28 protein-coding genes and 2 pseudogenes are annotated in these 25,887 nt (G+C 31.4%); 6 read left to right on the top strand and 24 right to left on the bottom strand.

Features of this window, described 5'->3' with window-relative positions; translation table 11 throughout:
• Window positions 1-41: 41 nt before the first annotated feature.
• The 3 genes from ABID96_RS04355 to ABID96_RS04345 form a co-directional block, all read right to left on the bottom strand.
• A complete protein-coding gene (locus ABID96_RS04355) occupies window positions 42-1,088 on the bottom strand; it encodes a hypothetical protein (RefSeq protein ID WP_192600987.1) in 1,047 nt (348 codons plus the stop codon).
• A 90-nt stretch (window positions 1,089-1,178) separates the two neighbouring features.
• Complete coding sequence (locus tag ABID96_RS04350) at window positions 1,179-2,642, bottom strand: sensor histidine kinase (protein ID WP_192600986.1); 1,464 nt, start codon at window positions 2,640-2,642, stop codon at window positions 1,179-1,181.
• Window positions 2,639-3,334, bottom strand: a complete 696-nt coding sequence (locus tag ABID96_RS04345) for a response regulator transcription factor (protein WP_192600985.1) — start codon at window positions 3,332-3,334, stop codon at window positions 2,639-2,641. The genes ABID96_RS04350 and ABID96_RS04345 overlap by 4 nt, the downstream gene beginning before the upstream one ends.
• Before the next feature lie 273 nt (window positions 3,335-3,607).
• Here ABID96_RS04345 and ABID96_RS04340 point away from each other — a divergent pair, with 273 nt between their 5' ends.
• Window positions 3,608-4,003, top strand: a complete 396-nt coding sequence (locus ABID96_RS04340; protein ID WP_192600984.1) for a hypothetical protein — start codon at window positions 3,608-3,610, stop codon at window positions 4,001-4,003.
• 36 nt (window positions 4,004-4,039) lie between these two features.
• Here ABID96_RS04340 and ABID96_RS04335 read toward each other — a convergent pair whose 3' ends face one another.
• The 5 genes from ABID96_RS04335 to ABID96_RS04315 all read right to left on the bottom strand — a co-directional run bounded on the left by ABID96_RS04335 (window position 4,040) and on the right by ABID96_RS04315 (window position 8,504).
• A complete protein-coding gene (locus ABID96_RS04335; protein ID WP_192600983.1) occupies window positions 4,040-4,885 on the bottom strand; it encodes a class I SAM-dependent methyltransferase in 846 nt (281 codons plus the stop codon).
• Window positions 4,886-4,955: 70 nt separating this feature from the next.
• Window positions 4,956-5,675, bottom strand: coding sequence for a toast rack family protein (locus ABID96_RS04330; RefSeq protein ID WP_192600982.1), 720 nt, complete (start codon window positions 5,673-5,675; stop codon window positions 4,956-4,958).
• 448 nt (window positions 5,676-6,123) lie between these two features.
• Window positions 6,124-6,621 carry a YfbM family protein gene (locus ABID96_RS04325; RefSeq protein ID WP_192600981.1) on the bottom strand — a complete coding sequence of 166 codons (498 nt, stop codon included), beginning with the start codon at window positions 6,619-6,621 and terminating at the stop codon, window positions 6,124-6,126.
• 441 nt (window positions 6,622-7,062) lie between these two features.
• The gene (locus tag ABID96_RS04320) at window positions 7,063-7,245 is read right to left on the bottom strand and encodes a hypothetical protein (RefSeq protein ID WP_192600980.1); all 183 of its coding nucleotides are present in this window, start codon (window positions 7,243-7,245) and stop codon (window positions 7,063-7,065) included.
• Window positions 7,246-7,247: 2 nt separating this feature from the next.
• The gene (locus tag ABID96_RS04315; protein WP_192600979.1) at window positions 7,248-8,504 is read right to left on the bottom strand and encodes a helix-turn-helix domain-containing protein; all 1,257 of its coding nucleotides are present in this window, start codon (window positions 8,502-8,504) and stop codon (window positions 7,248-7,250) included.
• A gap of 413 nt (window positions 8,505-8,917) precedes the next feature.
• On the opposite strand from ABID96_RS04315, the gene ABID96_RS04310 reads away from it, so the two are divergent.
• Window positions 8,918-9,415 carry a hypothetical protein gene (locus ABID96_RS04310; protein ID WP_192600978.1) on the top strand — a complete coding sequence of 166 codons (498 nt, stop codon included), beginning with the start codon at window positions 8,918-8,920 and terminating at the stop codon, window positions 9,413-9,415.
• Window positions 9,416-9,459: 44 nt separating this feature from the next.
• Here ABID96_RS04310 and ABID96_RS04305 read toward each other — a convergent pair whose 3' ends face one another.
• From ABID96_RS04305 to ABID96_RS04260, 10 genes and pseudogenes are all read right to left on the bottom strand, one after another.
• Window positions 9,460-9,927, bottom strand: coding sequence for a hypothetical protein (locus ABID96_RS04305; RefSeq protein ID WP_377896669.1), 468 nt, complete (start codon window positions 9,925-9,927; stop codon window positions 9,460-9,462).
• Window positions 9,928-10,068: 141 nt separating this feature from the next.
• On the bottom strand, window positions 10,069-11,313 hold the full coding sequence (locus tag ABID96_RS04300; RefSeq protein WP_192600977.1) for an MFS transporter: 1,245 nt from the start codon (window positions 11,311-11,313) through the stop codon (window positions 10,069-10,071).
• A gap of 189 nt (window positions 11,314-11,502) precedes the next feature.
• Window positions 11,503-11,991, bottom strand: a complete 489-nt coding sequence (locus ABID96_RS04295) for a GNAT family N-acetyltransferase (protein WP_192600976.1) — start codon at window positions 11,989-11,991, stop codon at window positions 11,503-11,505.
• A 179-nt stretch (window positions 11,992-12,170) separates the two neighbouring features.
• Window positions 12,171-12,891 (bottom strand): annotated as a pseudogene (locus ABID96_RS04290) (YebC/PmpR family DNA-binding transcriptional regulator).
• A 270-nt stretch (window positions 12,892-13,161) separates the two neighbouring features.
• Window positions 13,162-14,103 carry a hypothetical protein gene (locus ABID96_RS04285; protein ID WP_192600974.1) on the bottom strand — a complete coding sequence of 314 codons (942 nt, stop codon included), beginning with the start codon at window positions 14,101-14,103 and terminating at the stop codon, window positions 13,162-13,164.
• On the bottom strand, window positions 14,093-14,617 hold the full coding sequence (locus ABID96_RS04280; protein ID WP_192600973.1) for a sigma-70 family RNA polymerase sigma factor: 525 nt from the start codon (window positions 14,615-14,617) through the stop codon (window positions 14,093-14,095). The genes ABID96_RS04285 and ABID96_RS04280 overlap by 11 nt, the downstream gene beginning before the upstream one ends.
• Window positions 14,618-14,735: 118 nt before the next feature.
• Complete coding sequence (locus tag ABID96_RS04275; protein WP_192600972.1) at window positions 14,736-15,221, bottom strand: GNAT family N-acetyltransferase; 486 nt, start codon at window positions 15,219-15,221, stop codon at window positions 14,736-14,738.
• A gap of 157 nt (window positions 15,222-15,378) precedes the next feature.
• Window positions 15,379-15,897, bottom strand: a complete 519-nt coding sequence (locus ABID96_RS04270) for an LURP-one-related family protein (RefSeq protein ID WP_192600971.1) — start codon at window positions 15,895-15,897, stop codon at window positions 15,379-15,381.
• Between the two features lie 59 nt (window positions 15,898-15,956).
• Window positions 15,957-16,412, bottom strand: coding sequence for a hypothetical protein (locus ABID96_RS04265; RefSeq protein ID WP_192600970.1), 456 nt, complete (start codon window positions 16,410-16,412; stop codon window positions 15,957-15,959).
• A 209-nt stretch (window positions 16,413-16,621) separates the two neighbouring features.
• Window positions 16,622-17,392 carry a DUF2935 domain-containing protein gene (locus ABID96_RS04260; protein WP_192600969.1) on the bottom strand — a complete coding sequence of 257 codons (771 nt, stop codon included), beginning with the start codon at window positions 17,390-17,392 and terminating at the stop codon, window positions 16,622-16,624.
• Between the two features lie 221 nt (window positions 17,393-17,613).
• Here ABID96_RS04260 and ABID96_RS04255 point away from each other — a divergent pair, with 221 nt between their 5' ends.
• Window positions 17,614-18,132: a cupin domain-containing protein gene (locus ABID96_RS04255; RefSeq protein ID WP_088000394.1), complete on the top strand. Its 519-nt coding sequence runs from the start codon at window positions 17,614-17,616 to the stop codon at window positions 18,130-18,132.
• A gap of 80 nt (window positions 18,133-18,212) precedes the next feature.
• Here ABID96_RS04255 and ABID96_RS04250 read toward each other — a convergent pair whose 3' ends face one another.
• Complete coding sequence (locus tag ABID96_RS04250; protein WP_192600968.1) at window positions 18,213-18,737, bottom strand: SH3 domain-containing protein; 525 nt, start codon at window positions 18,735-18,737, stop codon at window positions 18,213-18,215.
• Between the two features lie 309 nt (window positions 18,738-19,046).
• Between ABID96_RS04250 and ABID96_RS04245 the strand changes: the two are divergent.
• Window positions 19,047-20,609, top strand: a pseudogene (locus ABID96_RS04245) (catalase); the annotation flags it as partial.
• Between the two features lie 180 nt (window positions 20,610-20,789).
• On the top strand, window positions 20,790-21,284 hold the full coding sequence (locus tag ABID96_RS04240) for an acyl-CoA thioesterase (protein ID WP_371870384.1): 495 nt from the start codon (window positions 20,790-20,792) through the stop codon (window positions 21,282-21,284).
• Between the two features lie 70 nt (window positions 21,285-21,354).
• Here the strand turns inward: ABID96_RS04240 and ABID96_RS04235 are convergent, their stop codons facing one another.
• The 5 genes from ABID96_RS04235 to ABID96_RS04215 form a co-directional block, all read right to left on the bottom strand.
• Window positions 21,355-22,248: a WD40/YVTN/BNR-like repeat-containing protein gene (locus tag ABID96_RS04235; protein WP_192600966.1), complete on the bottom strand. Its 894-nt coding sequence runs from the start codon at window positions 22,246-22,248 to the stop codon at window positions 21,355-21,357.
• Entirely contained in the window at window positions 22,245-22,703 is a 459-nt protein-coding gene (locus ABID96_RS04230; protein WP_192600965.1) for a flavodoxin, read from the bottom strand. Before ABID96_RS04230 ends, ABID96_RS04235 begins: the two co-directional genes overlap by 4 nt.
• 32 nt (window positions 22,704-22,735) lie before the next feature.
• Entirely contained in the window at window positions 22,736-23,134 is a 399-nt protein-coding gene (locus tag ABID96_RS04225; protein ID WP_192600964.1) for a hypothetical protein, read from the bottom strand.
• Window positions 23,135-23,392: 258 nt separating this feature from the next.
• On the bottom strand, window positions 23,393-23,587 hold the full coding sequence (locus tag ABID96_RS04220; RefSeq protein WP_192600963.1) for a hypothetical protein: 195 nt from the start codon (window positions 23,585-23,587) through the stop codon (window positions 23,393-23,395).
• Window positions 23,588-23,927: 340 nt separating this feature from the next.
• A complete protein-coding gene (locus tag ABID96_RS04215; RefSeq protein WP_192600962.1) occupies window positions 23,928-24,422 on the bottom strand; it encodes a hypothetical protein in 495 nt (164 codons plus the stop codon).
• Window positions 24,423-24,814: 392 nt separating this feature from the next.
• On the opposite strand from ABID96_RS04215, the gene ABID96_RS04210 reads away from it, so the two are divergent.
• Window positions 24,815-25,849, top strand: a complete 1,035-nt coding sequence (locus tag ABID96_RS04210; protein WP_377897027.1) for a glycosyl hydrolase family 18 protein — start codon at window positions 24,815-24,817, stop codon at window positions 25,847-25,849.
• Window positions 25,850-25,887: the final 38 nt, after the last annotated feature.

Raw genomic sequence — 25,887 nt, 5'->3', positions numbered from 1 at the left:
TATTTGTCACTCACTTAATTAGAAACTAATTTTATTCATTTCTAACTTTTCAATGTTAAAATATACGCAACAAATTCATTTTTATTATTTTTCGTGATTACTTTTGAGACGAGTAATTTCTTACCTGATGGACTCCAAGTTATTGGCCCTGAAATTTCGTCTAAGTCAGTAGAGAGTTGAGTAATTTTCTTCGTATTCACATCTATAACAAATAATCCCCGTTCCCCTTTATCTTCAGAAATAACGGAAAATGCGATTGTTTTTGAATTCGGAGACCAGCTTGATCCAAATATTTGGGTCCCTTTAGCTAATGAAATTGTTTTTTTACCGCTTACGTCTGTAATGAGTAGTTCTCTTTTTGTTTGAGATATTTTCCTTACTACAACAAATTTCTTATGATTCGGTGACGGTATAACCCATTCAACTCTTAATCCACCAAATTTCTTTTTTAAGACATTTATTACATCTTTATTCGAATCTATTTTCCTTACTTTACCATTAACATCTGCACTATACATTTGTTGGTCAATGGTTGGAAAGATGATTGTTTCATTGTTGATCCATCTACCCTCAGTTGAAAATGCAAAGATTTTATCTACATCAGTTACTTTTACTTTTTTCTTACTATCGAGATTTATAATATATCCTGTCCCAGTGGTTCCATCGATCGATTGTTTATAAAAAATATGCTTTTTATCTGGTGAAATAATTGCACCTATTTGTCCACTTTCTTCACCAGATATTACATTAGCTGTTTTACTCATTAAATCGTAACTAAATAAATTTACATGATAAACGTACTGTCCATCATCAGTCATTGCGGTTTTTGGCATTTGAGTATTTTTTTGTTCTATTAAGATTGAATCTTCGTTTAGCCAATCCGTCCCTCTAATTCCTTCATATCTGTCTATTTTTTCTAACGCAAGTTCATTTGTAACAACTTCTTCATTTTTGGTAAGTACAGTAATTTTTTTATTTTTCTTTTCAATGACTACACTATCATTCTCATTTTGCAATCCACAACTAGTTAAGATAAATGAACAAGATGCAGCGATCAAAATCAATCTATACCACTTTTTTATATCCACCTTACCACTCTCCTTATCTCTTACCATTTGTATGATATGCATTTGATGTTTCAATTTAGGTCATTAGTTGTTTCCAAATTGTAAATTTACTTAATCTATTTTAGGAAATGAAATGATAAAGTTCGAGCCAACTCCCTCATGTGATTCAACGGTAATCGTCCCATTTTGTTTTTCAATCAAATCTTTCGTTAACGCTAGTCCTAATCCTGAACCACCTGAAAGGCGTGAGCGGTCTTTATTAACTGTATAAAACGGTTCAAAAATTTTATCAATCACACTAGTAGGTATCCCAATCCCCGTGTCTCTAATACTAATTAATACAATATTATTTTTAATTTCATTTGAAACGATGATATTACCATTCGTTTTGTTATATTTAATTGCGTTATCTAACAGATTCATAAAAATTAATGTGAAACTTTCTTTATCAATATAAATAATAGCGGGTAGAAAATTAGTTTGGATTGTTAATCCAAATTTTGTGATTTTGCCTTTCATTCGTTGACAATAATCTTCTAAAAGCTCTTTTACATCAATTCTTTCTTTATTTAATTCAAAATCATATTTTTCTAATTCAGCTAATTTTAAAATCTTCTCTACCATTTCATAAAGGCGATGGGATTCCTTCCCAATATTTTCTATTGCTTCTTCAATTAATTTAGGGTCATCAGCATACATATCCAATAAATCAATGTAAGCTCTAATGACAGTTAGTGGCGTTTTAAACTCATGAGTAATTGAACCAATAAAATGTTTTTGCTGTTGTTCTAAAATCTCCAATTTATCAACTGCCAATTGTAGATTATCTTTTTCTTGTTGCATTCCCTTAATATTTTTTTGAATTTCATTACTCATAAAATAAATTGCTTGGCTTAAATAACCTAACTCATCATTTCGATTTAAAATTGAATGATTAGGGTATTGTCCAGATTTTATTTCCTCAGTTACTTTTCTAAGCTTTAATATATTATTAACAAGTGAATTGAAGAAAAAATATCCAATGATAAAACTTAGGAAAATAATGATCAAGCCTATTTTAATAAACAGCTTAATAATCTCATTATAAAACTCATTATTCTTAGTTAATGAATAGTCAAATTGAACAACACCAATCTGTTTATTCGTATTATAAATAGGTGCGAAATAATTGAGTATTTCATTAGCTTCCTGATATACAGTTTTGCCTTTTAAGCCATATTGAAGCGTATCTTTAATGTCTTTATTTGTTGTAGTCTCTAGTGGTAGAGAGTCCCCAACAATGTTTCCGGACATATTATAAATCGTAATATGTAAACTACTGATAATCCCGATTTGTCGAGCAATTTCAAAACCGTAGCGTTTAAAAAAATCATCTGGATTTTCAGAAGTTTGACTAAGATACACTTGTTTGACATATACATTTGCAAGTTTACTTTGCTGAGCTAGCATATCTTCTGTTTGCTTTTTTTGATTTTCATGGATTCCTTTTAGTATAAGTAAGCTTAGTCCAAATACAGTACCAATTAGTAGAATAGCTAAAAATAAACTTGATTTAACTTTAATACTAGACCTCATTTTATTTCCCCTGACATTTTATAACCAATACCAAATACAGTTTGAATGAAATGTTGGTGCTCCTTACCAAGCTTCTTACGTAATCGTTGAATATGAATATCAACAGTTCGTGTACCACCAATGTATTCAATTCCCCATACTAAATCTAGTAAATCATCACGCCGAAAAATACGCTCTATATTTGTAGCTAGTAATGCTAATAAATCAAATTCTTTCGGAGTTAATTCAATTGAAGTTCCACTGATACTCACTTTTCTTTGTTCAAGATTGATCACAAGCTCTTGAATTGTGATTACTTTAATTTTCTGTTCTTCTATATGGGATGATTTTTTCAGTCTCCTTAATAATGACCTTGTTCTTGCAAGTAATTCCCTGATATCAAACGGTTTTGTTATATAATCGTCAGCACCAAATTCTAACCCTAAAACTCGATCAATAATATCATCTTTTGCAGTCAGTAAAATAATCCCCATTCCATCTTTATTTTCAATTTGTTTACATAAATCTAATCCATTCATTTCTGGCATCATGATATCTGATATCATAATGTCTGGTTTGAATATAGAAACTTTTGATAATGCATCGATCCCATTAACTGCAGTCTCGACGATAAACCCTTCTCTTTTAAAGGCATATGATAATGGATCTAATATACTTTTTTCATCATCCACAATTAAAATTTTTTCTTGCATACGCTCACCTAAATCCATTTTTATATTTAGTGTTCTTACAAATTTCTTTCACTCATTCATTTTTAAATTATTTTATCCTTAAGTTAAAATTATAGATAACTTACACGTCATTTACTAAATTATTTGTTATAAAATATAAAAATTTACAATTTCGAAACATCTCATTCGATTTTTATGAAGCATGTTCGTATGAATCAATTATTTTGGACAATATTCTAGCCCCTTCTTTATTTTCATACATTAAGTAATGAATAACATCATGGGAGGGATTTCATGAGCGAAAACTTAAGGTATTTGAGTGGTAAATGTAAGTCATATAAAGACTGTTATGTAGTATTTCAAACGGAAGAACGAGGGTTATTAGAGGGCATATTATTAGAATCTGATAACGAGAGTGCGACCTTACTTACACCAGAAGATCTACCTGCACCTCCAGATTCAGACTACGAAGTTCCACGTCATGGGGGCGAAACTTTTGGCCCAAGATATCGACGTTATTATAAGGTCTTGATTCCTTTGTCAAAAGTAACAGAAGTACACTTATTCCCTTATCACTTTCCATCATTCCCATATATATATCCAAGGAATTATCATTACATTCCTTATCTAGATCAAAGAAATTATTCATACAACCCTTATGCATATCAAAGAAATTATCCATATTGGTAATAAATGAAAAAGCATCTAAAATTAGATGCTTTTTCCCTACTCTGCTACAAATGCGAAAATAGATAGCGGCTTAATCCCGTTCGTTTTTATACTTTCTTCTAACATTTTCATTTCGGATTGAATAAGCCCTTTAAATTTTGTTGGCATGTCATTAATTTTACTTAGTTCCACGTCGATGTCTTCTATTGTTTTATACACTTCCCACTTACCGTCCTGTAAATCAGGTGAATTAATTGTTATTTCATCAATGACCGACCACCCTGCTGATTCAGTAATCGCTTTCAAATCATTTGGAGTAAACAGTGTTCGTATATTTGATTCACTATTTTGCTTGAAAGACTCATATTGTGCTTGAATTAATATTGATAATAAATGTGGATATTGTTCAATTTCGCTAATTCTAGTGTCCCATTCTGCAAAACATAAAATTTTTCCCCATTTTTTTATTTTTATTAAAATCTCATTTAATTCATCAGTTGAACTTAAGTACCATGAACAATGAGACAAGACGATATAATCAAATGCTTTCGTTGGTAAATCAAATTGAGGTGATAATAGGTCAACTTCAAAGTCCATTTTAATCTGCTTTCCGATTGATGAATTCAGTAAATGATCCGCTGCTTCCCCTAATGTTGATGGACTTCCATAATCCCTTGACCCGCTATCAATTCCATGTACAATACCATTTTCGCCAACAGTATATGCTAATACAGCCGTTGTATCACCCTGTCCACAACCTATTTCTAACACCTTACTTCCTTCTTTAATATTCCAAAATTCTACTAGTTTGAACCGATGTTCGGTTTGGATACTTTGTATGTAGGACATGTCATTATTTGATGTCATACATTTTACAACAGAATCGATTTTGGCTTGCAACATAGGCCCCCCTTTTCATCAAATATAAATAATGGACTGTTTTCACATAAACAGCCCACTTTACATTTTTTTATTAATCTAGTTTAAATGAAACTTCACCTACACCCATATCCATATCAACATTTAACGTTTCTTTACCATTTTCATAAGCTTCATTTACATAAACACCATTGCCTTTGGAAATAAAATCGACAACGTTTGCTTTTCCAATTCCTTTATCTGAGTGTATTTTCACACCGATATCTGAGGGTAAAATAATTGTTGTTTTTCCAACACCCGTTTCGATTTTTGTATTAAAACCATGCTTCCAGTCTCCACCTAAGTCAACTGTAAGTTCTCCCACTCCATTTTCAATATCTAAAGAGTTAAGTTCCAATCCTTTCAAATCAAGAATTGTTTTTGAAGCCCCTGCATTAACGTCTAAATCTAAAGGAATTTTATCCGTGAGCGTTAAGTTCCATTCATTTTTAAATTTACCAATCTTCATATTTGGCAATTTATGTTTTCCTTGTTCGATCTTCACTTTACCTTTGGATCCGTTCAATTTGTAAGATACTTCAGGCTTAAGCGGTTTATGACTATATTCGGCAATTCCTTCTACCCACTCATTTCCGCCTTTCTTAACATTCAACTTCCCTGCACCTAAGTCCACCTTAACGTCCAATGATTTTGCGTTATCTTTTTCAATAGAGATTAACTCTTCTTTTACTTTTCCATTTGTAAATATACTACAACCTGTTGTAACAACTAGTGTCGCACCCACTAAAACAGCAATAAAAAATGATTTTTTCATTTTATAGCCTCCATAAATAAGATTTCTCATACACTTATTTTATGGATATATACATTATTAGATAATGACCTTACGCATTAAATAAAATCAGACCTTAGTATGAAATCGTAAAAAACAGATAATTATTCAAGAATCAAGTAATGTATTTCATTTTGATTAGCTAATTAAGTTCATTTTTTTATTTTCTTCTAAATAAAATCGTGATGAAGTATAGAAATAAAAGCACCAGTAACTATAATTTATCTATTTTTAAAATGATTCCTAGTAATAAGGAAATTAATATTATTTGTCCATAATGCTCATCGATATTGTTCGTCAGGAAATAAAATACAATAAATGTTAACATTGACAAAAATAAGAACCAAAAAAGAATCATAAATGTTGATCCCTTCTCTTTAATTTATTGCTTACCTTTTACCATCTTACTCTCCAATTTAAATATTATTTGTTAATGAATTAATAATAGAATCGCCTCTTCATTACTAGCTGCTATTTGATAAAATTTAACTAATTCTGCATAATGCCCTATTAAATAATCTCGATCCTCTTTAGTCCAATTACCGTCCGATGGATAAATTTCTTCTTTGTTTATTTTTTCTAATTGAAATCTAGAAGATAATTCACTTACTGAAATACTTGATAATTCGCGGTGAATTTCGATTACTTTACTTGCTGGTAAAAATCGTAATGGACCATATCCCTGATCTTCCCCTATTTCTTCTCCACCTAAGATAGCCTGTCCAGCTAATGATTGATTTGCCGTTTCAAAGCTTGCATCACCAGTAAGTAGAAAATAGATCCCATGCCAAGATTTATCAATGTCTAACTCAGTATCTTGAATCTCTTGTGATTCATACAGCATTTCGTCAATATCATCTATGTTCGACATAATTGTTTGAAGCATATTATTAGAAACTCTATAAAAACTAGCACTCATTCCCATCATCTAATCCTCCTGAACTTTAAACAGAATATATTCATACTTTTTTACTATTCACTAAATTGTTAATTTCGTATATGCAATAAAAATTCCTTCTTTAATAGGAAAAATTGCAAAGAAATAACCCATTGTTTATATAACAATGAGTTGGGATTTGAAGTAAGTACAATTATATAACTTAGCAATATTGTCCATTTAAAAATAACAAAATTGATATATGGGCTATCTCATAAGTCTATCTGTTAAAGTGATGCCAATTCCTCTTTTCATTAAGAATGCATTGATTTCCACTCTAGCATTCTCTCTTACAGTGAGACGTGCTGTGCAAATCTATTTTTTCTTTTGTGGATAGTCCCTTATTTCTCAGTTTTCAAAAAAGGAGACCAAATCATATGCGATTTGGTCTTCTAATTACTTATCTAACTAAGCTTATCGTACTCATATTCCTTATAACCATTTGTACCAATTCTTTTTATAACCTTTCGGATTGATTGGATCATCTAGCGCTATGGTTTTCGTTTCTTTTGTATGAATTGAATCATTTACGCCTACATGTTTAGTAGAATCTAAGTGCACACTTTTGATCAATAAAATTGTAATGAAACTTAACAATACAATGAGTTTTTTCATCATTAAATTCCTTTCTTATTTAATATTGAAAGCAATATCGAATTGTACTCTTGTAGTAATATGTTTTGTTCTTCTATTTTACAATTTTCTTTGTAAAAGTCATTAAGAATTTTATAATATTTAATTAATTTATCACTTTCGCTATTTTTGATCCAATAAGGTAGCGCCACTTCACGTAAATATTTAACTAAATTACATTTTTCTTGTTTAGCTTCAAAGTACAACACTTGTATTTTAATGTATAACGAACTATTTTTATCCTCTATTTTAGTTAATTTATCTTCTAGAAGTTCGGTTGCGGATTGATATTCTTTTAATATAATCATGTTATTGGCGATATTAGAGATTACCGTGTAATATTCTTCGCTGCCGTCCTGGACACTTTCTAAATATCTTTGATAATATGTGATTGCTTTTTTATTTTGATTGGAATGAAAATATAGATACCCTAAATTATGCAACGCGTTATAATAAATTGTTTTATCATTTAATATTGTTGAATTATCTAGTACTTCTTCTAATATTAATTCTGCTTTATCCAGTAGCTTACTCTTAATTAATTGGAGCGAAAGTAGCATTTTAGAATCTAGTATTCTTTTTATATTATTGTTTTGTACAAAAATTGGGATCGCTTTATTACAAAAGTACATCGATACTGATGGTTGATTCATTATTTGATAGATTAATGCTCTATAAAAGCAAAACTCTTGAAACTCAACCTCTATATTTGGGACAAGGTCTTGCACTTCATCCATAATTAAAAGTGAATCATCATATCTTTTTTCCTTAATATAAAATATCGAAAGTGTAAACAAAAATTTAACGAATTCATGTTGGGAAAATTTTTTCCTTTTTTTCTCAAGTTGCTTCCACTTTTTCCTAGCATTTTGCATATCTTCGATAAAAATATAATATCTCCAAATAACAATTGAAAACTCATTTGATATACTAGTATAACGAATCAACTCTTCATTTAAAATAAGCTCATCAAATATCTGCTTACTTAGTTGATAGTCTGCTCTTTCAATAAGATTCCATAATCTTTTTAACTGGATCATTATTTCATCTAGATTAATCGTATCTTCTTCTTTTTCAACTTTCATCCTTTTTAGAAGTAGTTCAATCGTTTCTCTAGCGGCCTCTTTATTCCCATTTTCTATTTTACTTAAGTGTGATACAGAACAAATGCCTTCACATAATTTTTCCTGAGTCCACCCTAATTTCTTTCTATGATGATAGATCATTTTGCCGTATTGCATATCTAATCTCCTGTTCTAATTAATCGATCCATTTAAAAAATAGTGTTATTTTTATTATATTAATATCTTTATATTTCAAATATATATTTTTCTCAACATTTTTTTCATCAGTAGTAAACAGTCATTTTTTCGTAAAACTCTTGATTCCCATGTTAAAAATTTTCCCAATACAAAATCCTTCTCTAGAATGCTATCATTTGAGTATAAGCAATTAAACGATACTAACTTTTGTCTCTTTATTAGTATTATTTAAATGCACCCCCATTTAATAACACTTTAAAGCAAGATGTATTTGCTACATCTTGCGATTTTTTTGTTTTTTTACTATATTTTCAAGTATGCCCAGGACTAAAATCATTCTAATAATTAGTAATTTCTATCCTTGATTTGAATATAACTTGAAGGGGACTCAGATGGTTAAAAAACAAGATTTATTATTTTTGGTAATATTTGGTATATCTATTATACTTCTTTTATCATTGAATTTATATATTGAAAAAGAAAAACAAGCAGTAAAAGATGAAGAACTATCAACTGAGTTAACAGAAGAACAAAATGTCCAAGACACTGTAAGGTTCTATATAGCTTCATTAAAAAGACAGGATATAGAAAAATACAATTCAGTAATGGTAGATGATTTGAAAATTAATACTTCTTCGTTATATTTTACTAAAATAATGACAAATGTAACTGACTCAAAGTATGTCGGTGATAATCTGTCTGCTATTCATTTACTGAAAAATGATCGTAGAGTTTCAATAAAAGTAAAATACGAAATAACCTTTAAGGAAGACTATAATCCTGAAGGAATCTATAATGAAGGAAGAAACAAATGTAATGTTTTAATAGATTTAATAAAGATTGATAAAAGATGGGCAATCAAAAAAGTACATAATGTTCAAATTGTTTAAGTAAAAAAGGATTACTTCTATTTGAAGTAATCCTTTTTTACTATTCAACTTTGAATATCTTCTAAATCCTTAGTAAGCCATCCTTTACTTTCATCATCTACCACTTGACTTGTAAAATGAAAGGCAGTTTCCAAGCTCTCTTGGCATTTTGCAGCTTCCCTTAGTACTTTATATGCCCGAGCCGCAGCCTCATAGGCATACGCTATATAAAACGGATTCAATTCAGCATTTGTACTAATCTCTATGCATTTCTCAGCGTAGTGTAAAGCAGTTTCCCCTTTTCCCGTTACAGCATATACTCTCGATAACTGCCAATATCCAATTGATAGATTGGTAGGTGTATGCTCCTGTACCTTTGTCCAATGCCAAAACGAACTATGACATAAATGAACCATTTCTTCTGATTCTTTCTCGGTCCTGTTTTCCAATACAAGTAAATCCCATACCTTATTAAAGCATGTGACTGCTATTTCCCTATGCGTAAAACTTGGTTTCTGAATGATTTCCTCCACTTGTGGACCTCCTTTTATGTAAACTACTTTTATATAAGTTCATAATTAATTATAAGAAGATTTAGATAATAAGTATATGTAAAAATGCAAAATCAATATTAAAGAAACCGACTACCTATTGGTAATCGGTTTTTCTTTGCTTTATGATTTTACTTCAACAGTAGTAACATGTTTCATTATTTTAAACATCGGTATCATAATCAGTATACCCAACACAAATAGTAAAGCTGAGAATTGATAGATAGAGAATAATGAGAACTGTTCTTTTAGAACACCGGATAAACTCATTGTAATAACCATAGAGCCCATAAATAATGGGGTTAAAATTCCGTTTACTCTACCAACAAACTTCTCATCTGTGTTTTTTAGGATGATTGTATTAATACCAATATGTAATGCTGGCATAAATAATCCCATAAAGAATTCAGCGACTAAAGTGATCCAGAAAAATTCTGACCAACCCATTACAAAAATACCGATGGCTGTAACAGACATACCAAGCAATAATAAAACATGTGGAGCAAGTTTATTTGAAATAACCATTATGACTCCCCCACCAATAATCATGGCAGCCCCATTTGCAGCAAATAACCATTGTAAATAGTCCTTATCTAAACCTAATCTTTCAGTAACTAAGAATATAGCTAAAGGATGAATAAAACCTAAACCTAATCCTGCAGCTGTAAATACGCCGCCTAAAATTACCAAAACCTTACGTGACCACACATACTGAAAGCCTAACTTCATTTCTTCCCATAATGAAGTTGTTTCCTCAGCTTTTTCTTGAACTTCATCTTTTGGTAGTTTCGTTAAAACAAGTGCTGATAATAAAAATGCAATTCCTACGATTCCCATTGAAATATAAATACCTGATTGTTGATAAACAAAAGTACCCAATACTGGACCTAAAATCATAAAAATTGCCATCATCGTTTGAAATATAGACATACCAGCTTGCATTTGTTCTCCAGGAACATGTACTTTAAATAATTTCATGCTTGAAGGCTGTGAAAACTGCGACAAAATTGCCGACACCAAAGTAGCAAAAAATACGAATTTCCAAGTACCATTTAGTAGTGCAAGTAATATAACAAAAATTGATGCTGCACTTAAAAGGTCACACCAAATCATCGTACGCTTTGGTCGCCATCGATCTGCAAAAGTTCCACCGATAAAAGAAAAAATAAAAATCGGTGCAAATTCAGCAACTGAAATAAGAGATATTGCTGTTGCATCACCATCCGTTTTTTCCATAACAAATAATAATATGGCAAAATTACGAATCCATATCCCTATTTGAATGAACAAACCTGCTGACAGAATCGTCTGGACAAAACGATTTTTTAATAATGATGCCATCGAAGGATTAGAAGTACTAGTAGTCATTTTTTACCTCTCCATAATCATTTTATTTTTCTAATCAAAATAACATATGTAAATATTTACAGTTTATGCTAAAAACAAGAACTAACGTTCCTTAATAGAACGTACTTTCCTATATTACATTAAAATTTATTAATGTTCAATGGCTTTTCTAAATTTATTTTATCCAATTTTCTGAATTTTTAACGCAAATTATATTTCATAATGAAAAACTAATTCGTCACCATGTTCACCAGAATACCTAATTCCTTTGTCAATAAAACCACATTTTCTATATAAATGGATTGCAGGTATATTCGTATGATGTACTGTTAATATAATTTCATTTTTATTAGCCATCATTTTTTTCGTAAAACTAGATAATATATTTATTGATTGCTCTCCAAGTTTTCTTCCTTGAAATCTTTGATCAATCGAAAAAGACTTAAAAACAATAGCATTCTTATTATTGGTATAGAGATTACCTTTAGTTCGTCCGTCTAAAATAAAAAAACCTATAACATCATTTTCCAGTAAGATCAACACTGGTAGTTCTTGTTCACATTCAATTTGCTCTAATGCTTCAATTGGATATGAAGTATAGATTGCCTGTTCTTTAGGTAAATCATAATTTGCAATTGCATTTCTGTATTTTTCTTCATAAGGTATTAACTTTAATGTTTCAAATGAATTAAATCCCATATTATTCACTCCAGTAAATTTCAAATGAATTAAATCCCATCTTAAATAAAGGGTGTAACATTACAATGTATAAAGCAAAAGTCTAAATATTATCATGTTTTACACTTTCAAAAACGATTACATGTATACAGACCTGAATTCGTAAAAAAAGTAGACCCTTAAAAAGGTCTACTTTTCAATTATTCTCCTAAGTCTACATTATGGTAAACACGTTGAACATCTTCAATATCTTCAAGTACATCTAGCATTTTTTCAAACTTTATTTGACCGTCTTCTGGTAATGTTACATCATTTTGAGCAAGCATTGTTAATTCTGCTACTGTAAATTCTGTAATACCTACATTCTTGAATGCTTCTTGAATTGCATAGAATTGATCTTGGTCTGCATACACAATTACTGCATCATCTTCTTCTAAAATATCACGAACGTCTACATCAGCTTCCATTAAAATTTCAAGTACTTCGTCAGCTGTTTTCCCTTCAAGACCAATTACTGCTGTTGCATCGAACATATAAGAAACTGAACCAGTTACACCTAAATTACCACCATTTTTTACTGAATGCCGCACGCACTTCAGCAGCTGTACGATTCACATTATTTGTTAATGCATCAACAATTACCATTGAACCATTTGGTCCAAAACCTTCATAACGTAATTCATCGAAATTCTCTTCTGAACCACCCTTTGCTTTTTCAATAGCACGATCGATAATTGTTTTTGGTACGCTATACGTTTTTGCACGTTCAAGTACAACTTTTAACGCTTGGTTTGATTCTGGGTCTGGTTCACCTTGTTTTGCAGCTACATATATTTCACGACCAAATTTTGCATAAATACGGCTTGTATTAGCATCTTTTGAAGCTTTTTTTTCTTTAATATTATTCCATTTACGCCCCATCTTGTTCCACTCTCTTTCAACATAAATCAAATTTATTAAGTAATTTGCTAATGCTTTATTTCAATAGAGTTACCTCAATCTATTAATACATTAACAAATAATCCACCTTATATTATACCTTATTTTTAAAATTTTTCACGAATATAAACGAATGAATCTATATCATTATAATCCATTCTATCAAATGTAAAACAAAAAACATCCGACAGATTGTCAGGATGTTTTTTAAAGTGATAGATTATCAATTATATTTTTAGTCCTTATTCTTTACTAATTCATTTGATTCCACAGGTTCATTAATATTTTTTGATCTATTTTGAAATATAGCGCATTGCCGTAACTAATATAACCATCTTTTACAGCCCATAATGTTACATTCGTTCCATCAGTTAGAGAAATTGTTAACTCCTTATATTGTTCATTATTTTGAAAGTTTCCTAACTTAGCTTCAACATCTTCTCTTAAATAAGGTATTGAATCATTTAATGCATTTACAAAAGAATGTAATAATGCTTTATCATTTATCTCTGTATATTTTTCAGTACTATTATTCCAGTCATCGTATGTTCTCGATTTTGCCTTTTCAATATTCTTCAAATGTAATTTCTCTACGATTTCACTTCCGCTACTAATTGTCACACCATTTAAACTTTCATAAACTTCAGCATATCCACTGCTTACATCATAGGTCATTAATCTAAACTCTTGTTGATATCCTTTTACTGAATAAACATCTACTTCTCCAATTGATGAAGCGAATTCTACTGCATATTCATCTTGATTACTCCATTCATCAAGACCAACTTTCGTTTTCCCAAGCTTTTCACCTAACAAATTTGTTACGTGTTGTGGATCAATTTTTGTAGATGATTGTGTATATATTCTTCCTTTATATACAAATAAAGGCATCATTTTTGCCGTTTCTCCACTTTTAGGTAATTCAATGGCAGGTATAGTAACTCCGCTTTTATCAAATTCTTTCAAACTAAATACTATTTTCTGACTTTCATATGATTGATGATTAGCATTCCAAACGCTATATCCACCAATCGATAGAAAAGCAATACTAACAGCTAATGGAACAACTTTATATAAATAATTTTTACGTTTTTTTATATCACTTTTCGCTTTCTTTACACCAACAATAGCTCTTTCATGAAGTTCATTCGGAATTGGTATTCGATTCATTTCTTGTTTGATTTTATCGCTCATACATTTCATCTCCATTCAATTCTTTTCGAAGTTTATTTAATCCTCTGTATAAAATTGTCTTTGCCGTACCAAGTGGAATGTTTAAAGTCTCCGAAACTTCTTTAATTGTAAAATCAAAATAATACCTTAATATAATTACTTTCTTTTCAGTTTCATTTAATAATTGGATTAGATCATCTAAGGTCATTGAAAGAGATATATCCTTTTCATCCTTACTCGAAAGTACTTTTTCAACTTCTTGTTTTAATTCAACTACTTTTTTTTGTTTTCGTAATACGTCAATTGAACAACTGATGGCAATTTTTATAATCCAAGTTTTTAAATATTTTGGTTCCTTTAAGTTTTTGATTGATTTAAATGCACGATACGCAGTTTCTTGGACTACATCTAAAGCGTCTTCTTGGTTTTTCACATAAACAAATGCTGTTCGATAAATATCGTTCTCATATTCTTGGAACAGTTTTAAAAATGCATGGTCATTTCCTTGTTGTGCTTCCTTTACTAACTGAATCATTTTTTGCACCTCCACATCCCACATATATTAGACGTATAATGTGATACTTTAGCTTTTATTTTTTTATACGAATGAAAAAAAAGCTCCAACAAGAGCTTTTTAGATGTTATCTATTCAATCATGACTTATTTCTATGTAAGGTATAGCTATAAATAAATTGTTCACCAATTGCACCAATTTTTCTTCTACCCGTATCATGATAACCAACCTTTTCATATACTTTTTGAGCAGCAATATTTTTATGATTCACTGCTAAAACAATCTCATTGCAGTGTTGAAAAAATTCACTAACAAAATGTTCGATTTGAAGTAATCCTTTTTTTGCATACCCATTTCCTTGTTGCTTATGGTCAATCGAAAATGATGTCAGTAACATTGCACTAGTATTATCAGTATAATCTTGAACCCTCGAACTAGAATGTAATATAAAGAACCCAACTGGACGAGACTCACTTAAGATAACGATTGGATGCCGTCCATCTGAAGAATCTAACATGGTTACCGGTAATGAAGTAAATTGTTTTTGCTCATCCGGTAAACTAAACTCGCTTAACGATTCAAAAAATTCAGTTTTATAATGCTGTAATTCTACTCCATCTAACATCTTTAAAAATCCTCCATAGTAAACTCCCAATAATAGAACGTATATTCTCATTCTATTATAAAAAATGAAAAAAGAAAACTATTTTAGAAGGTAACTATATCTCAAACATGTCGTTAACTCATAAACAATATCCTTTTTATATTACAAGGATTTTAAATCACATTGTTGCCGATGCACTGTTAGTACCGCTGTTATTTCGTCTTTGAATAGCATGAACACCCATGACAATTAGGATTAGTTCTTCTGGTGAAAGCTCACTTGTGAAGCTTTCTAATCGAAATACAGGTGAGGAAAAAAAGCCACTAATTTTCTCGAATTTACATACTAATGTCGTTTCATCTTTAAACACTTCGTACAGCTTGGAAAATCCACCTGCTTTAATATAAAAAGTTTTTTTACCATAAGCATCATACTCATATTTCTTAGAAAATAAAGAAAACCTTCCTCTTAAAGAGCCAATCTCCTGACTCGATTGATTACTAATCTTCCACTTTGAGCTTAAAAATGGGAATTTACCACTCGCAATAATATTTCCTTGTAAGTCAAGTACATCCACTCCAGATGAAAACATACTTTTCAAATCAAGTTTCCCTACTTTTTCTTTTGCTTCATTATATATATCTGTAATTCCTGTAGAAAAGAAGTTCTCATTAAAATACAATGTTTCATTCCTCATATCATCCCTACTTCCAAAAATGAAGTTTACATCAACCAAGGATTATCGTAAAAAAATAATTAGCTCACTTTTAACTTTATGATATAAGTAACATAATTATTTCCTTTCCAAATCCCTCTTACCTCAAAAACCCGCTCACCCTTCTGTGAATCGATCTGAAAAGCATAACCTTGATAATCATTTGTATTTTTATCATAAATATAACTTTTTTTATGTTTTTTATATTCCAAAATTTCAACATTTTCAGGGCGATCTGAAAAATGAATATGAACATATTCTCCCATAAATGCAGAGGTTCCTTCTGTCCCTTTCACACTGCTATATGTATCTTTCATGATTAGTTTATCTTTATTTAGAACTTTTCCCCAAGAATAGTTTGTTATTTTATAAGGAATCGCTTTATCAGCTAGTACAAATTTCACCTGTGGTTTTTCTTCTTTTGTCAAAATTGTCTCATGAATAATTAAAAATAAAGTTGAAATTGCAACAATCAATAAAATTCCTTTTTTAAACATATTTCTTACTCTCCATAATTCTTTTGTTAACTATAATGTAAGCTATCCTTAATCAATTGTATATTGGGAAAATTATGAGAAGTATTTTTAATAGTATGCTCACCGCTCTCCTTTTCTTAGTAAAAAAGAACTACAAAACAAGTAGTTATGTCCTATAAAATGATAATACTAATGAAAAAACACCTAATTTTTTTAGGTGTTTTTTTCTTTTATTCCATATTAGTACCGGCATTTGTTGACTGGGCTAACTTTTTTAAATAGTACATTTCTTCTCTCATCATGTGATCAGCCATTAAAGCCGAGAATGTCCCGAGTACTTCATGAGATATTTCTAGTTCCTCTAATTCATTTAAAAATACTTGGAAAAGTTCTATTTCTAATTTTATATCATCATTCATTTTTCTTAGTGCAGGGAAACTCATTAAATTTGTTCGTAAATAACCTGTCAGTTCAACTGCTTTTAGATAGAAGTGTTCAAAATGAGTTGCAAACTTATCACTTTTTTTCTTTAATTTTTTTTCAACAGCATCAAGTGTATCAGAAATAATGCTTGCATGACCAGCAGCATCTAATACCCACAATAAATGATGATGTAATTCATGGAAGACAGGTGGAGTTTGATTTTGTTTTAAATATGAAAGAATTAATATATATTCTTCTAGTTCATTTACCATATGATTGATAAATGTCTGACTTAAATGGATTGTAATTTCCGACGTTAATTGCTTCTGTAATAAAGACAATTTAAAATTTCTCAATGCTAAAGTAGTTTCTTCTGCAACGTTGGTAATTTCATCAATATTACTTCCCGTGTTCAAACGGTTGAGTAACTCGTTAAATGCATTTTTAAACGCTTTTGCTTGCTGTATCTCCTCTTTTTCCTTTTCAGCCAATCCATCTAAAATAAATTGTGAGTGGTCTCTTAATACTTGTAACCAAAAGGCATGCTCGTATGTAGCAGTTTGGATGAAATTGTCCATCGTCTCCCCCCTAATTATGAATCATTAGTTCATTTTATTAAGGGCAAAACAAATTTATTAGTCTATATCATCAAAGTCGACTATTTTATATATACAAGGTAAGTACGTACTATTTATGGGCTACATTCAATTGTATTATGGTTACATTGCTTAACAATCAATTGCTCAGGTATTATGATAAATAAGTGAATACTTTATATATGAAAGGACTTGATTTCAAGATGAATCATCAACCTGAGTACTGGATTTCAAAATTGGATTTGGCCTCACATCCTGAAGGAGGCTATTACAAATCTACATATCAATCAACCGAACAAATTACTGATCGCGAGTTATCTGTACAATACAATGGTAATCGCTTACTATACACTAGCATTTATTTCTTATTAAAATCGGAGGATGTTTCTCATTTTCACCGTTTAAAATCTGATGAGTTATGGTATTTTCATGCTGGAAGTGCTCTCACGATCCATGTAATCCATGAAAACGGACAGTATGAAGAAATTAAATTAGGTTTAAATCTAGAAAACGGAGAAGTTCCTCAATATTTAGTTCCAAAAAATTCCATCTTCGGTTCTTCTGTAATGGAACAAAATACATTCTCTCTAGTTGGATGTATGGTATCCCCTGGATTTGCATTTGAAGACTTTGAGTTATTTACTCAAAATGAATTATTAGAACAATATTCCGAGCATGAAGAGATTATAAGAAAACTAGCTTACGAAACACTTCCGGTGTAAATAAAAAATGGCAACTAATCTTAAATTAGTTGCCGTTTATTTATTCAGTTTTTAACCTTGTTTAAGCATTACTTTCTTCTTTACTTCATATCTAAATAAGCTGTGCTTGCATATCCTTTATAGCCTTTGTATGTTACGATTGCCCACCCAGTATTTACGGTCGTTTTACTTTTGGCATATCCTAAGAAACTTACATTTGCACCTTTAGGTATAACAGTTAATACTTTGTATTTTGTACTTGGACCTGTACGTAAATTTAGATTCGCTTTCGTTTTAATAATTGATTGTACTTTTGCTAAATACTTTGTACTAACATATGCCACGCCACTTTTAGTTGTAGTTGTTTTGATCTGAGCCCAGTTTGAGTTTGTATATTTAACAATTTCTATTTGATCATTTTTTCTTAGTGAATCAACAATTTTTGAGTTTGTACTTGGTGCAGAACGAACATTCAACTTACTAGCAGTAACCTCATACACACTAATTGGTGCATCTATTACGGCTGCACTTACCTTTTGAGAAGTTATTACCCCACTACCTGAAAATGTAATCGCACTAGTTAAAGCGACTGTAGAAACAAATGCTTTTAATAATTTATGTTTCATATAATATTCCTCCATTAATACTTAATATTTTCGTTATCATTGTTGCAATTAAATAAGGAAATTCTCTGATTTTCTCTAGGATGTGTGTATTCTCCTTTCCTTTGATAGCTATATCATATGGCAATGTTGTTTCAAATTAAGTCATCAGATGTTTCGAAAATGTAAACATTCTTAAGCTATTCGTATGAAAATAAAGGGAGCTCAATTGGTAAAAATACACTGAAACTAACAGGGAATATTTGTATACACCTTCCAATATATGGACAATCTAAACTGAATTTGTTTATTGGAGGCATACAAATGGACAATCAGCACAAAGAAGAAGACATATTAACTAATCGTCAAGGACATCCAATTACTGATAATCAAAATGTTAGAACTGTTGGGAATAGAGGTCCCACAACATTAGAAAACTATGATTTTTTGGAAAAGATCTCTCATTTTGACCGAGAGCGTATTCCCGAAAGAGTTGTACATGCACGAGGTGCGGGTGCAAGTGGTTACTTTGAGGCTTATGGTAAAGTCGGTGAGGAAACAATCTCTAAATATACTAGAGCAAAATTATTTCAAGAAGCTGGCAAGCAGACTCCTGTATATGTTCGCTTTTCTACAGTTGTTGGTGGTGGACATTCCCCAGAAACTTTGCGTGATCCTCGGGGATTTGCAGTTAAATTTTATACTGAAGATGGGAACTGGGATTTAGTCGGAAACAATTTGAAAATATTTTTTATCCGTGATCCATTAAAATTTCCAGATATGGTTCATTCATTTAAACCAGATCCAGTCACAAACTTACCAGATCCTGAAAGAATGTTTGATTTTCTACATCAAACTCCTGAGTCTACTCATATGGTTACATTTTTATTTTCACCGTGGGGCATTCCTGCAAATTATCGTCAAATGCAAGGCTCCGGTGTCAATACATACAAGTGGGTAAATAAAGACGGAGAAGCAGTCCTGATTAAGTATCATTGGGAACCGCTCAACCAAGGTATTAAAAACCTACTTCAAAATGAAGCAAATGAAATACAATCAACAAATTATAATCATGCAACACAAGACTTGTATGAAGCAATTGAACAAGGAAATTTCCCAGAGTGGGAATTATGTGTACAAATTATGAGTGATGATGAACATCCTGAACTTGATTTTGACCCACTTGATCCTACTAAACTTTGGGATCCAGAGAAGTTTCCATTTTTAAAAGTTGGAAAAATGGTACTAAACAAAAATCCAGAGAATTATTTTGCTGAAGTAGAACAGATTGCTTTCGGTACTGGTGTACTTGTTGATGGACTTGATTTTTCAGACGATAAACTATTGCAAGGACGTACATTTTCTTATTCTGATACACAACGTTATCGTGTAGGAACAAATTATTTACAACTACCAGTTAATTCACCAAAGAAACATGTTGCTACAAACCAACGTGACGGCCAAATGGAATATAAGGTTGACATGGCACCCGGACAAAACCCACATGTGAACTATGAGCCTTCATCTCTTGGCGGATTAAAAGAAGCACCAAAAAAAGGCAAAGATCATGAACCTAGTTATAACGCAAAATTAGTACGTCAAAAAATTGATCGACCAAATGATTTTGCCCAAGCAGGTGATACTTACCGAGCTTTCGATGAAACAGAAAAAAGTGAGTTAATCTCAAACCTTGTCGACGCTTTAAAAGTATGTAAGCCTCATATTCAAGAAACAATGGTTGGCTATTTTACGGAAGCTGATGCAGATTATGGAAAAAGAGTTCGCGATGGCTTAGAGAAAGCGAATAGTGGTCGATCTAAACATACAAGTAATCATGCAGCAGACAATGCAGTAGATAAATCGAAATCGATGGGTCATGAATCCGATCGATATTAAAAACAGGTGTTGGTGCGATTGTACCAACACCTGTTTTTTGTGACATCATCTTAAATGCGAAAACGTCTATTATAAAAACTAATAGTTTACGCATGTTTACTCACGAGCTAAAATAAGAGTATGACTTTTTAGAAAATTATGACATACAATTCACAGTTTGAGATATGGAGGGGAATGACCTTGGATAAATATTGCCATGAGACAAAAGTGATTCGAACCAAAAGAGTATTTCCTAATGAAATTAATCACTTCAATACATTATTTGGCGGCGTTTTAATGTATGAAATCGATGTAGTTGCTAGCGTTTCAGCTGCAAAGCTTTGTTTATGTGAATGTGCGACCGTATCAACAGATTCCGTTGAATTTTTACGTCCAATATTACCGACTGATGCTGTTTGTTTAGAAAGTTTTATCAGTTGGACAGATGAACGTTATATGGAGGTATTCGTCAAAATCACGACAGAGAATTTACGAACTGGTCAACAGCAACTTGCTGCTACTGCTTTTCTCACATTCGTTGCTTTAGATGAAAATGGAAAACCCCGTCCAATTCCACAAATTCGCCCTTCTACAGATGAGGAGTATGCGTTATATTTCGGAGGACATGAACGCGCACGTTTGCGAAAAGAGAGACGAAAATCTACTTATGCAATTGCAGACATATTGACTGTATAAAACTCAGCCTGTTTTTTTATAAACTACAATAAAAAAAGGAAATTCATCATTGTGAATTTCCTTTTTCATGTTAACAAACTCTTTGCGAGTTCTTCTCAAAAAATCTAGTTTCATTTTGAGCTGCAACTATATAATTCTCGTTATCGTTGCAAATTCTCCAGCCGTGTCCTCTTACATAGTCGCAGGGAACGATTTTTTGACTTTCTAAATATACTCTAGAAACCGTACTATATCCTGCTTCATTTTGACTTGAAGTAGTAAATAAGAAACCATTATGTGCACTTATATCTAAATAACTACCTTGAACATCATTGCTATAACATTTATTCCATTGATTTTCTGTTATGCTTTTCATATCATTTAGCGAAATAAATTCAATGATACCGTCTTTCCCACGACAAGATCCGCTTACCGTTACTAATTGGTGATTCGTAACAAGCATAGCTGAAATCATCTGATTCGTTTTTGCATGCAATTTTGTTACTTCATGAGAAGTTAAATCCATCATCCATACGCCACCGTTTTCTGGATGAATCTTGGTGCCAATAAACAAGTACTTTTCATATAAACAAAGTGAGCGAATTGAAGGGGGATTTTGAACGTCAAAAGGTGATAAAACACTCCATGTTCCTCCATAATTAGTTGATATGTAAATTACTTTATCTCCATGAGCAACTACTAGCCCTTTTCCATTACTAACAATGCTCCATACGTTTGCTTTAGTTGGAAAATGCTCTACTAACCAATCAATTCCACCATTTGTACTTCTAATATATATACCGTTATCGCCAGCACCATAAATGATTCCGCCTGAACATGTCAAGTCTCTAATTTGGTAGTTTGATAAAGATAATGTACAAATCCACTTTCCATTTTCTTCTATGAATATATTCTCACTAGTAGCTAAAACGATACTACCTTCTTCAGTTCTTGTAACTGCTGTAGAACTGAGTAAGTTATTCATAGTGCTGCGCCCTCTAGTCGCCCAGCAAAGTTAAATGCAAATGTAACGCAACGTTCAATATCTTCTTCTGTTTCTGGTGCAAGTTCTACTTTTAAACCTTGCTCCACAATTTCCGCTCCACATGCCACTAATCTTTCCTCTAATATGTCAACTGCTGCACAAAACTTTGGATAAGCATGGTCACCTGAGCCGAATACTGCAACCTTTTTACCCGTTAAATCCAATGACTCAATGTCATCATAGAAGTCCTCTACCTCATAAGGAAGCTCACCATCTCCCCAAGTATAAGCACCTAGAATAAAACCATCGTATTCTAAAAGTTTTTGAGTATTAATGTTTTCAATTTCCTTCATTTCTATTTCATGACCTAAAGGTTCTATACTTGTTTTGATTAGTTCTGCAATTTCCTCTGTATTTCCAGACATACTAGCAAAAGCGATTAAAATTTTTGACATGTGAATTCTCTCCTTACAATCTACTTTTTTATTTAAATAGTCTGTGCATATGCTTCCATCATTTTAGATTTCATTTCTTTTAACAAACGGAGTTTATTTGCATTGGAAATAAATCCTTCTCTATCATTTTGATCAAGCGCTTCGTTAACTTTAAAATGTAAATGATTTAGCTTTAAGTCTATATCCCAGGCTGAACAAATATTTCCATTTGAATGTAGTATATCTAAATCTTCTACATGAATATAAAACTCAAATTCATTATTGTTCTCTACTAAATAATGCCATCCTAAGCAATCAACGTATTTACGTTCATTTGTAATTACCCAAATATCACCTTCATGAAACTCGATTTTATGTTGATGCTTTTGACCAGGACAGCAGCAAGTGACTTCCTGTTGAAATGTTTCAAGTATCATAAAAGTTTTATCCATAGTTGTACTCCTTTGCTAATTAATACATTTTTCATAACTCTATTGGTTCATATAAAAATTCATATTTATATCTTAAAAAATCACTTTCTAAATGAAATCAATTAGTTGAAAGTGATAATCATTTTCATTTATTATGTTATATGATAATGATTATCATTGTCAATTTATTTTTTAAATAAATTTATTTTATAATGATCAAATAAAAAAGAACCTATTTACAGGCTCCCACATTACATAAAATGAATTTTTAACAGAGGATTATCTTCTTTGTCTCGAACCACCAAAAAATAACAGAATAATTATGAGACATGTAATACCTACAATAATAAACGGCATTAATCCAGAACTATATACCATATAAATTTTAATATGTCGAATAGCATTACCGATAATAAAAATGATTAAGAACAGAAATAAGATGAGGATCAGAGCGCCATTTTTTTTCCTTCTCAAGTTTACCAGCCCCCTTCAAAAAACAAGTTCAATTGTTTTCTCAAATATGAAAATAAAGGAGTTTAGTAAACTTTATTAAATATGACTTGTATACATTCGAACATTTCAATTTTTGTTTCAGCTGTTTATTTTTATCTTCGTTTCGAATAAACCTCTTGCAGTTTCATTATTTTTTTTAAAAAAATTAGGTCTTTATCATAATCCCAAAGACTTGTCCTAACAAAAATTGACATGATAAAAGATAGTTAGACATGGTTGTACTAACTATCCTATGTTTTTTATATTTACAAAAATAAATAGTTCCTTTTATTAAATAACTAATCTATTAATTCTAAAACAATTATCTACAGATCCATTTCCAGCCTTGGTTCGTCATCATCCAACCGCATTGTTGACCCATGCCGCCACCTTGGCCCATACCTCCGCCTTGACCCATACCTCCACCTTGACCCATGCCTCCGCCTTGGCCCATGCCTCCGCCTTGACCCATGCCTCCGCCTTGACCCATACCTCCGCCTTGACCCATACCTCCGCCTTGACCCATTTGAGGACATTGTACGCCTAAATATTGTAGACCGACCATATCATTTTTGTGAACCATATTAGCCATACCGTTTTCCATAATATTAACCATGCCTGTAGCTGCATTTATTCCTAATAAGTTAAATGTATGTTCTCTTCCGCCCCAAAAAAATTTAAAGCAATGACCTAGTCTTCCTAACTTAATTTGATCTTCAATTGTAGCTTGTGGAACTAAAGTTGGTGCTGTGCCTACTCTATAATAATAATCATATAAACTACGGTAATATTCATATTCATCATTGTTATAAAACAAATTAAAACCCTCCTTTAAGTTACATAACACTATATGACATGATCTAAAAATGGTTATTCATGGACAATTCATTTTTTTTGCCTAATTTGAAAACGCTTAAGTGGTTGGAAAATCATTATGTAATTTCTATTACAATTACCTGACTTGCACTTACATTTTTGGTATTGACAGCTTTCTTTTTAATTACGACTACTCTTTATCCCCTATTACTAGATGTTAAAAGTTTGTAGAAATTTGATAAAATCAACAAAATTGGGATTTATTTATAATATTCAGTTTAATACAGAATATTAGGTGTCGATAAAACTAATAATGATAGATAATAGCAGATTCATTCTTAAACCATATATTCGATTTTGTTATCACTCACTTATTAAGGAGATGACACTTTGATGCGTAAATTTGCGGTAATTGTCGCTGTAATATTTTTCTCATTATCAACTCTGCCAAAACATCCCTCAGCTGTGACGAAAAAACTAGTTCTGGGTTATTATACAAACAAACCTAGTTCAACTAATTCTTTTCAAACAAATTATAAATTTATGAATCAAATCGCAACTGATACATATAAGTTTGATGCTACCGGTAAAGTTATAGGGACAGCACCCAAGGAGATTGTAGATCTTGCGAATTCTAAACAAGTCCAACCATTTGCAGTTGTCTCAAACTACGGGAAAACTGATTGGGATACTGCCCTTGCGCATAAAATTTTATCAAACACAGACATTCGAAAAAATTTCATCTCTAATTTATTGTCATTACTTCGTACGAATCAATATAAAGGTGTCAATATCGATTTTGAAGCTTTATCACCAAGGGATCGAGTTTTATTTAGTAAATTCATTCAAGCAGTATCAAAGAAACTATCCACAAACGGATTTTTAACAATGATATCTGTTCCAGCAAAAATTAAGGATAATCCATCAGACTCTTGGTCAGGAGCATATGACTTTAAAACATTAGGAAAATGCGCGAATTTTGTTCAAATAATGACATATGATGAAACAGGTTATTGGTGGAATCTTCCTGGATCAGTAGCAAGTCTTCCATGGATCAACGCTTCTCTAAATTATGCTGTATCAGTTATGAGCTCGAAAAAAGTTTTAATGGGCATAGGGGCATACGGAAATGATTGGAATATCACGAGTCGTAAAATAAAAGAAAATAGAAGAGTACCTTTAAGTGAAATCCCACAATTACTTAAGCGCACAGGAGCAACTCCGATTCGAGACAAAGCTTCAGCTTCTTTACATTTTAGATATAAAGACCAAAACGGGCATACCCACGAGGTTTGGTATGATGATGCTACAAGTATTTCAAAGAAAGCTCAATATACAACTAAATATAATTTAGGGGGTATTTCAATTTTTGCACTTGGGATGGAAGGTCCAGATTTTTGGGGAGCAATAAATAGAGGACTACAATAACCTTAAAAAAACCACCTTTTATAGGTGGTTTCAGACTG

Source organism: Gottfriedia sp. OAE603 (genome assembly GCF_040543965.1).
Classification (GTDB): domain Bacteria; phylum Bacillota; class Bacilli; order Bacillales; family Bacillaceae_G; genus Gottfriedia; species Gottfriedia solisilvae.
Note: the sequence above shows the minus strand (reverse complement) of the source record. Positions and strands in the feature narration are given on the sequence as shown.

Excerpts from the sequence above, each read along its gene's own strand:
- ABID96_RS04350 (WP_192600986.1), bottom strand. The coding sequence starts at position 2,642 with ATGAGGTCTAGTATTAAAGTTAAATCAAGTTTATTTTTAGCTATTCTA.
- ABID96_RS04345 (WP_192600985.1), bottom strand. The coding sequence starts at position 3,334 with ATGCAAGAAAAAATTTTAATTGTGGATGATGAAAAAAGTATATTAGAT.
- ABID96_RS04340 (WP_192600984.1), top strand. The coding sequence starts at position 3,608 with ATGAGCGAAAACTTAAGGTATTTGAGTGGTAAATGTAAGTCATATAAA.
- ABID96_RS04335 (WP_192600983.1), bottom strand. The coding sequence starts at position 4,885 with ATGTTGCAAGCCAAAATCGATTCTGTTGTAAAATGTATGACATCAAAT.
- ABID96_RS04330 (WP_192600982.1), bottom strand. The coding sequence starts at position 5,675 with ATGAAAAAATCATTTTTTATTGCTGTTTTAGTGGGTGCGACACTAGTT.
- ABID96_RS04325 (WP_192600981.1), bottom strand. The coding sequence starts at position 6,621 with ATGATGGGAATGAGTGCTAGTTTTTATAGAGTTTCTAATAATATGCTT.
- ABID96_RS04320 (WP_192600980.1), bottom strand. The coding sequence starts at position 7,245 with ATGAAAAAACTCATTGTATTGTTAAGTTTCATTACAATTTTATTGATC.
- ABID96_RS04315 (WP_192600979.1), bottom strand. The coding sequence starts at position 8,504 with ATGCAATACGGCAAAATGATCTATCATCATAGAAAGAAATTAGGGTGG.
- ABID96_RS04310 (WP_192600978.1), top strand. The coding sequence starts at position 8,918 with ATGGTTAAAAAACAAGATTTATTATTTTTGGTAATATTTGGTATATCT.
- ABID96_RS04300 (WP_192600977.1), bottom strand. The coding sequence starts at position 11,313 with ATGACTACTAGTACTTCTAATCCTTCGATGGCATCATTATTAAAAAAT.
- ABID96_RS04295 (WP_192600976.1), bottom strand. The coding sequence starts at position 11,991 with ATGGGATTTAATTCATTTGAAACATTAAAGTTAATACCTTATGAAGAA.
- ABID96_RS04285 (WP_192600974.1), bottom strand. The coding sequence starts at position 14,103 with ATGAGCGATAAAATCAAACAAGAAATGAATCGAATACCAATTCCGAAT.
- ABID96_RS04280 (WP_192600973.1), bottom strand. The coding sequence starts at position 14,617 with ATGATTCAGTTAGTAAAGGAAGCACAACAAGGAAATGACCATGCATTT.
- ABID96_RS04275 (WP_192600972.1), bottom strand. The coding sequence starts at position 15,221 with ATGTTAGATGGAGTAGAATTACAGCATTATAAAACTGAATTTTTTGAA.
- ABID96_RS04270 (WP_192600971.1), bottom strand. The coding sequence starts at position 15,897 with ATGAGGAATGAAACATTGTATTTTAATGAGAACTTCTTTTCTACAGGA.
- ABID96_RS04265 (WP_192600970.1), bottom strand. The coding sequence starts at position 16,412 with ATGTTTAAAAAAGGAATTTTATTGATTGTTGCAATTTCAACTTTATTT.
- ABID96_RS04260 (WP_192600969.1), bottom strand. The coding sequence starts at position 17,392 with ATGGACAATTTCATCCAAACTGCTACATACGAGCATGCCTTTTGGTTA.
- ABID96_RS04255 (WP_088000394.1), top strand. The coding sequence starts at position 17,614 with ATGAATCATCAACCTGAGTACTGGATTTCAAAATTGGATTTGGCCTCA.
- ABID96_RS04250 (WP_192600968.1), bottom strand. The coding sequence starts at position 18,737 with ATGAAACATAAATTATTAAAAGCATTTGTTTCTACAGTCGCTTTAACT.
- ABID96_RS04235 (WP_192600966.1), bottom strand. The coding sequence starts at position 22,248 with ATGAATAACTTACTCAGTTCTACAGCAGTTACAAGAACTGAAGAAGGT.
- ABID96_RS04230 (WP_192600965.1), bottom strand. The coding sequence starts at position 22,703 with ATGTCAAAAATTTTAATCGCTTTTGCTAGTATGTCTGGAAATACAGAG.
- ABID96_RS04225 (WP_192600964.1), bottom strand. The coding sequence starts at position 23,134 with ATGGATAAAACTTTTATGATACTTGAAACATTTCAACAGGAAGTCACT.
- ABID96_RS04210 (WP_377897027.1), top strand. The coding sequence starts at position 24,815 with ATGCGTAAATTTGCGGTAATTGTCGCTGTAATATTTTTCTCATTATCA.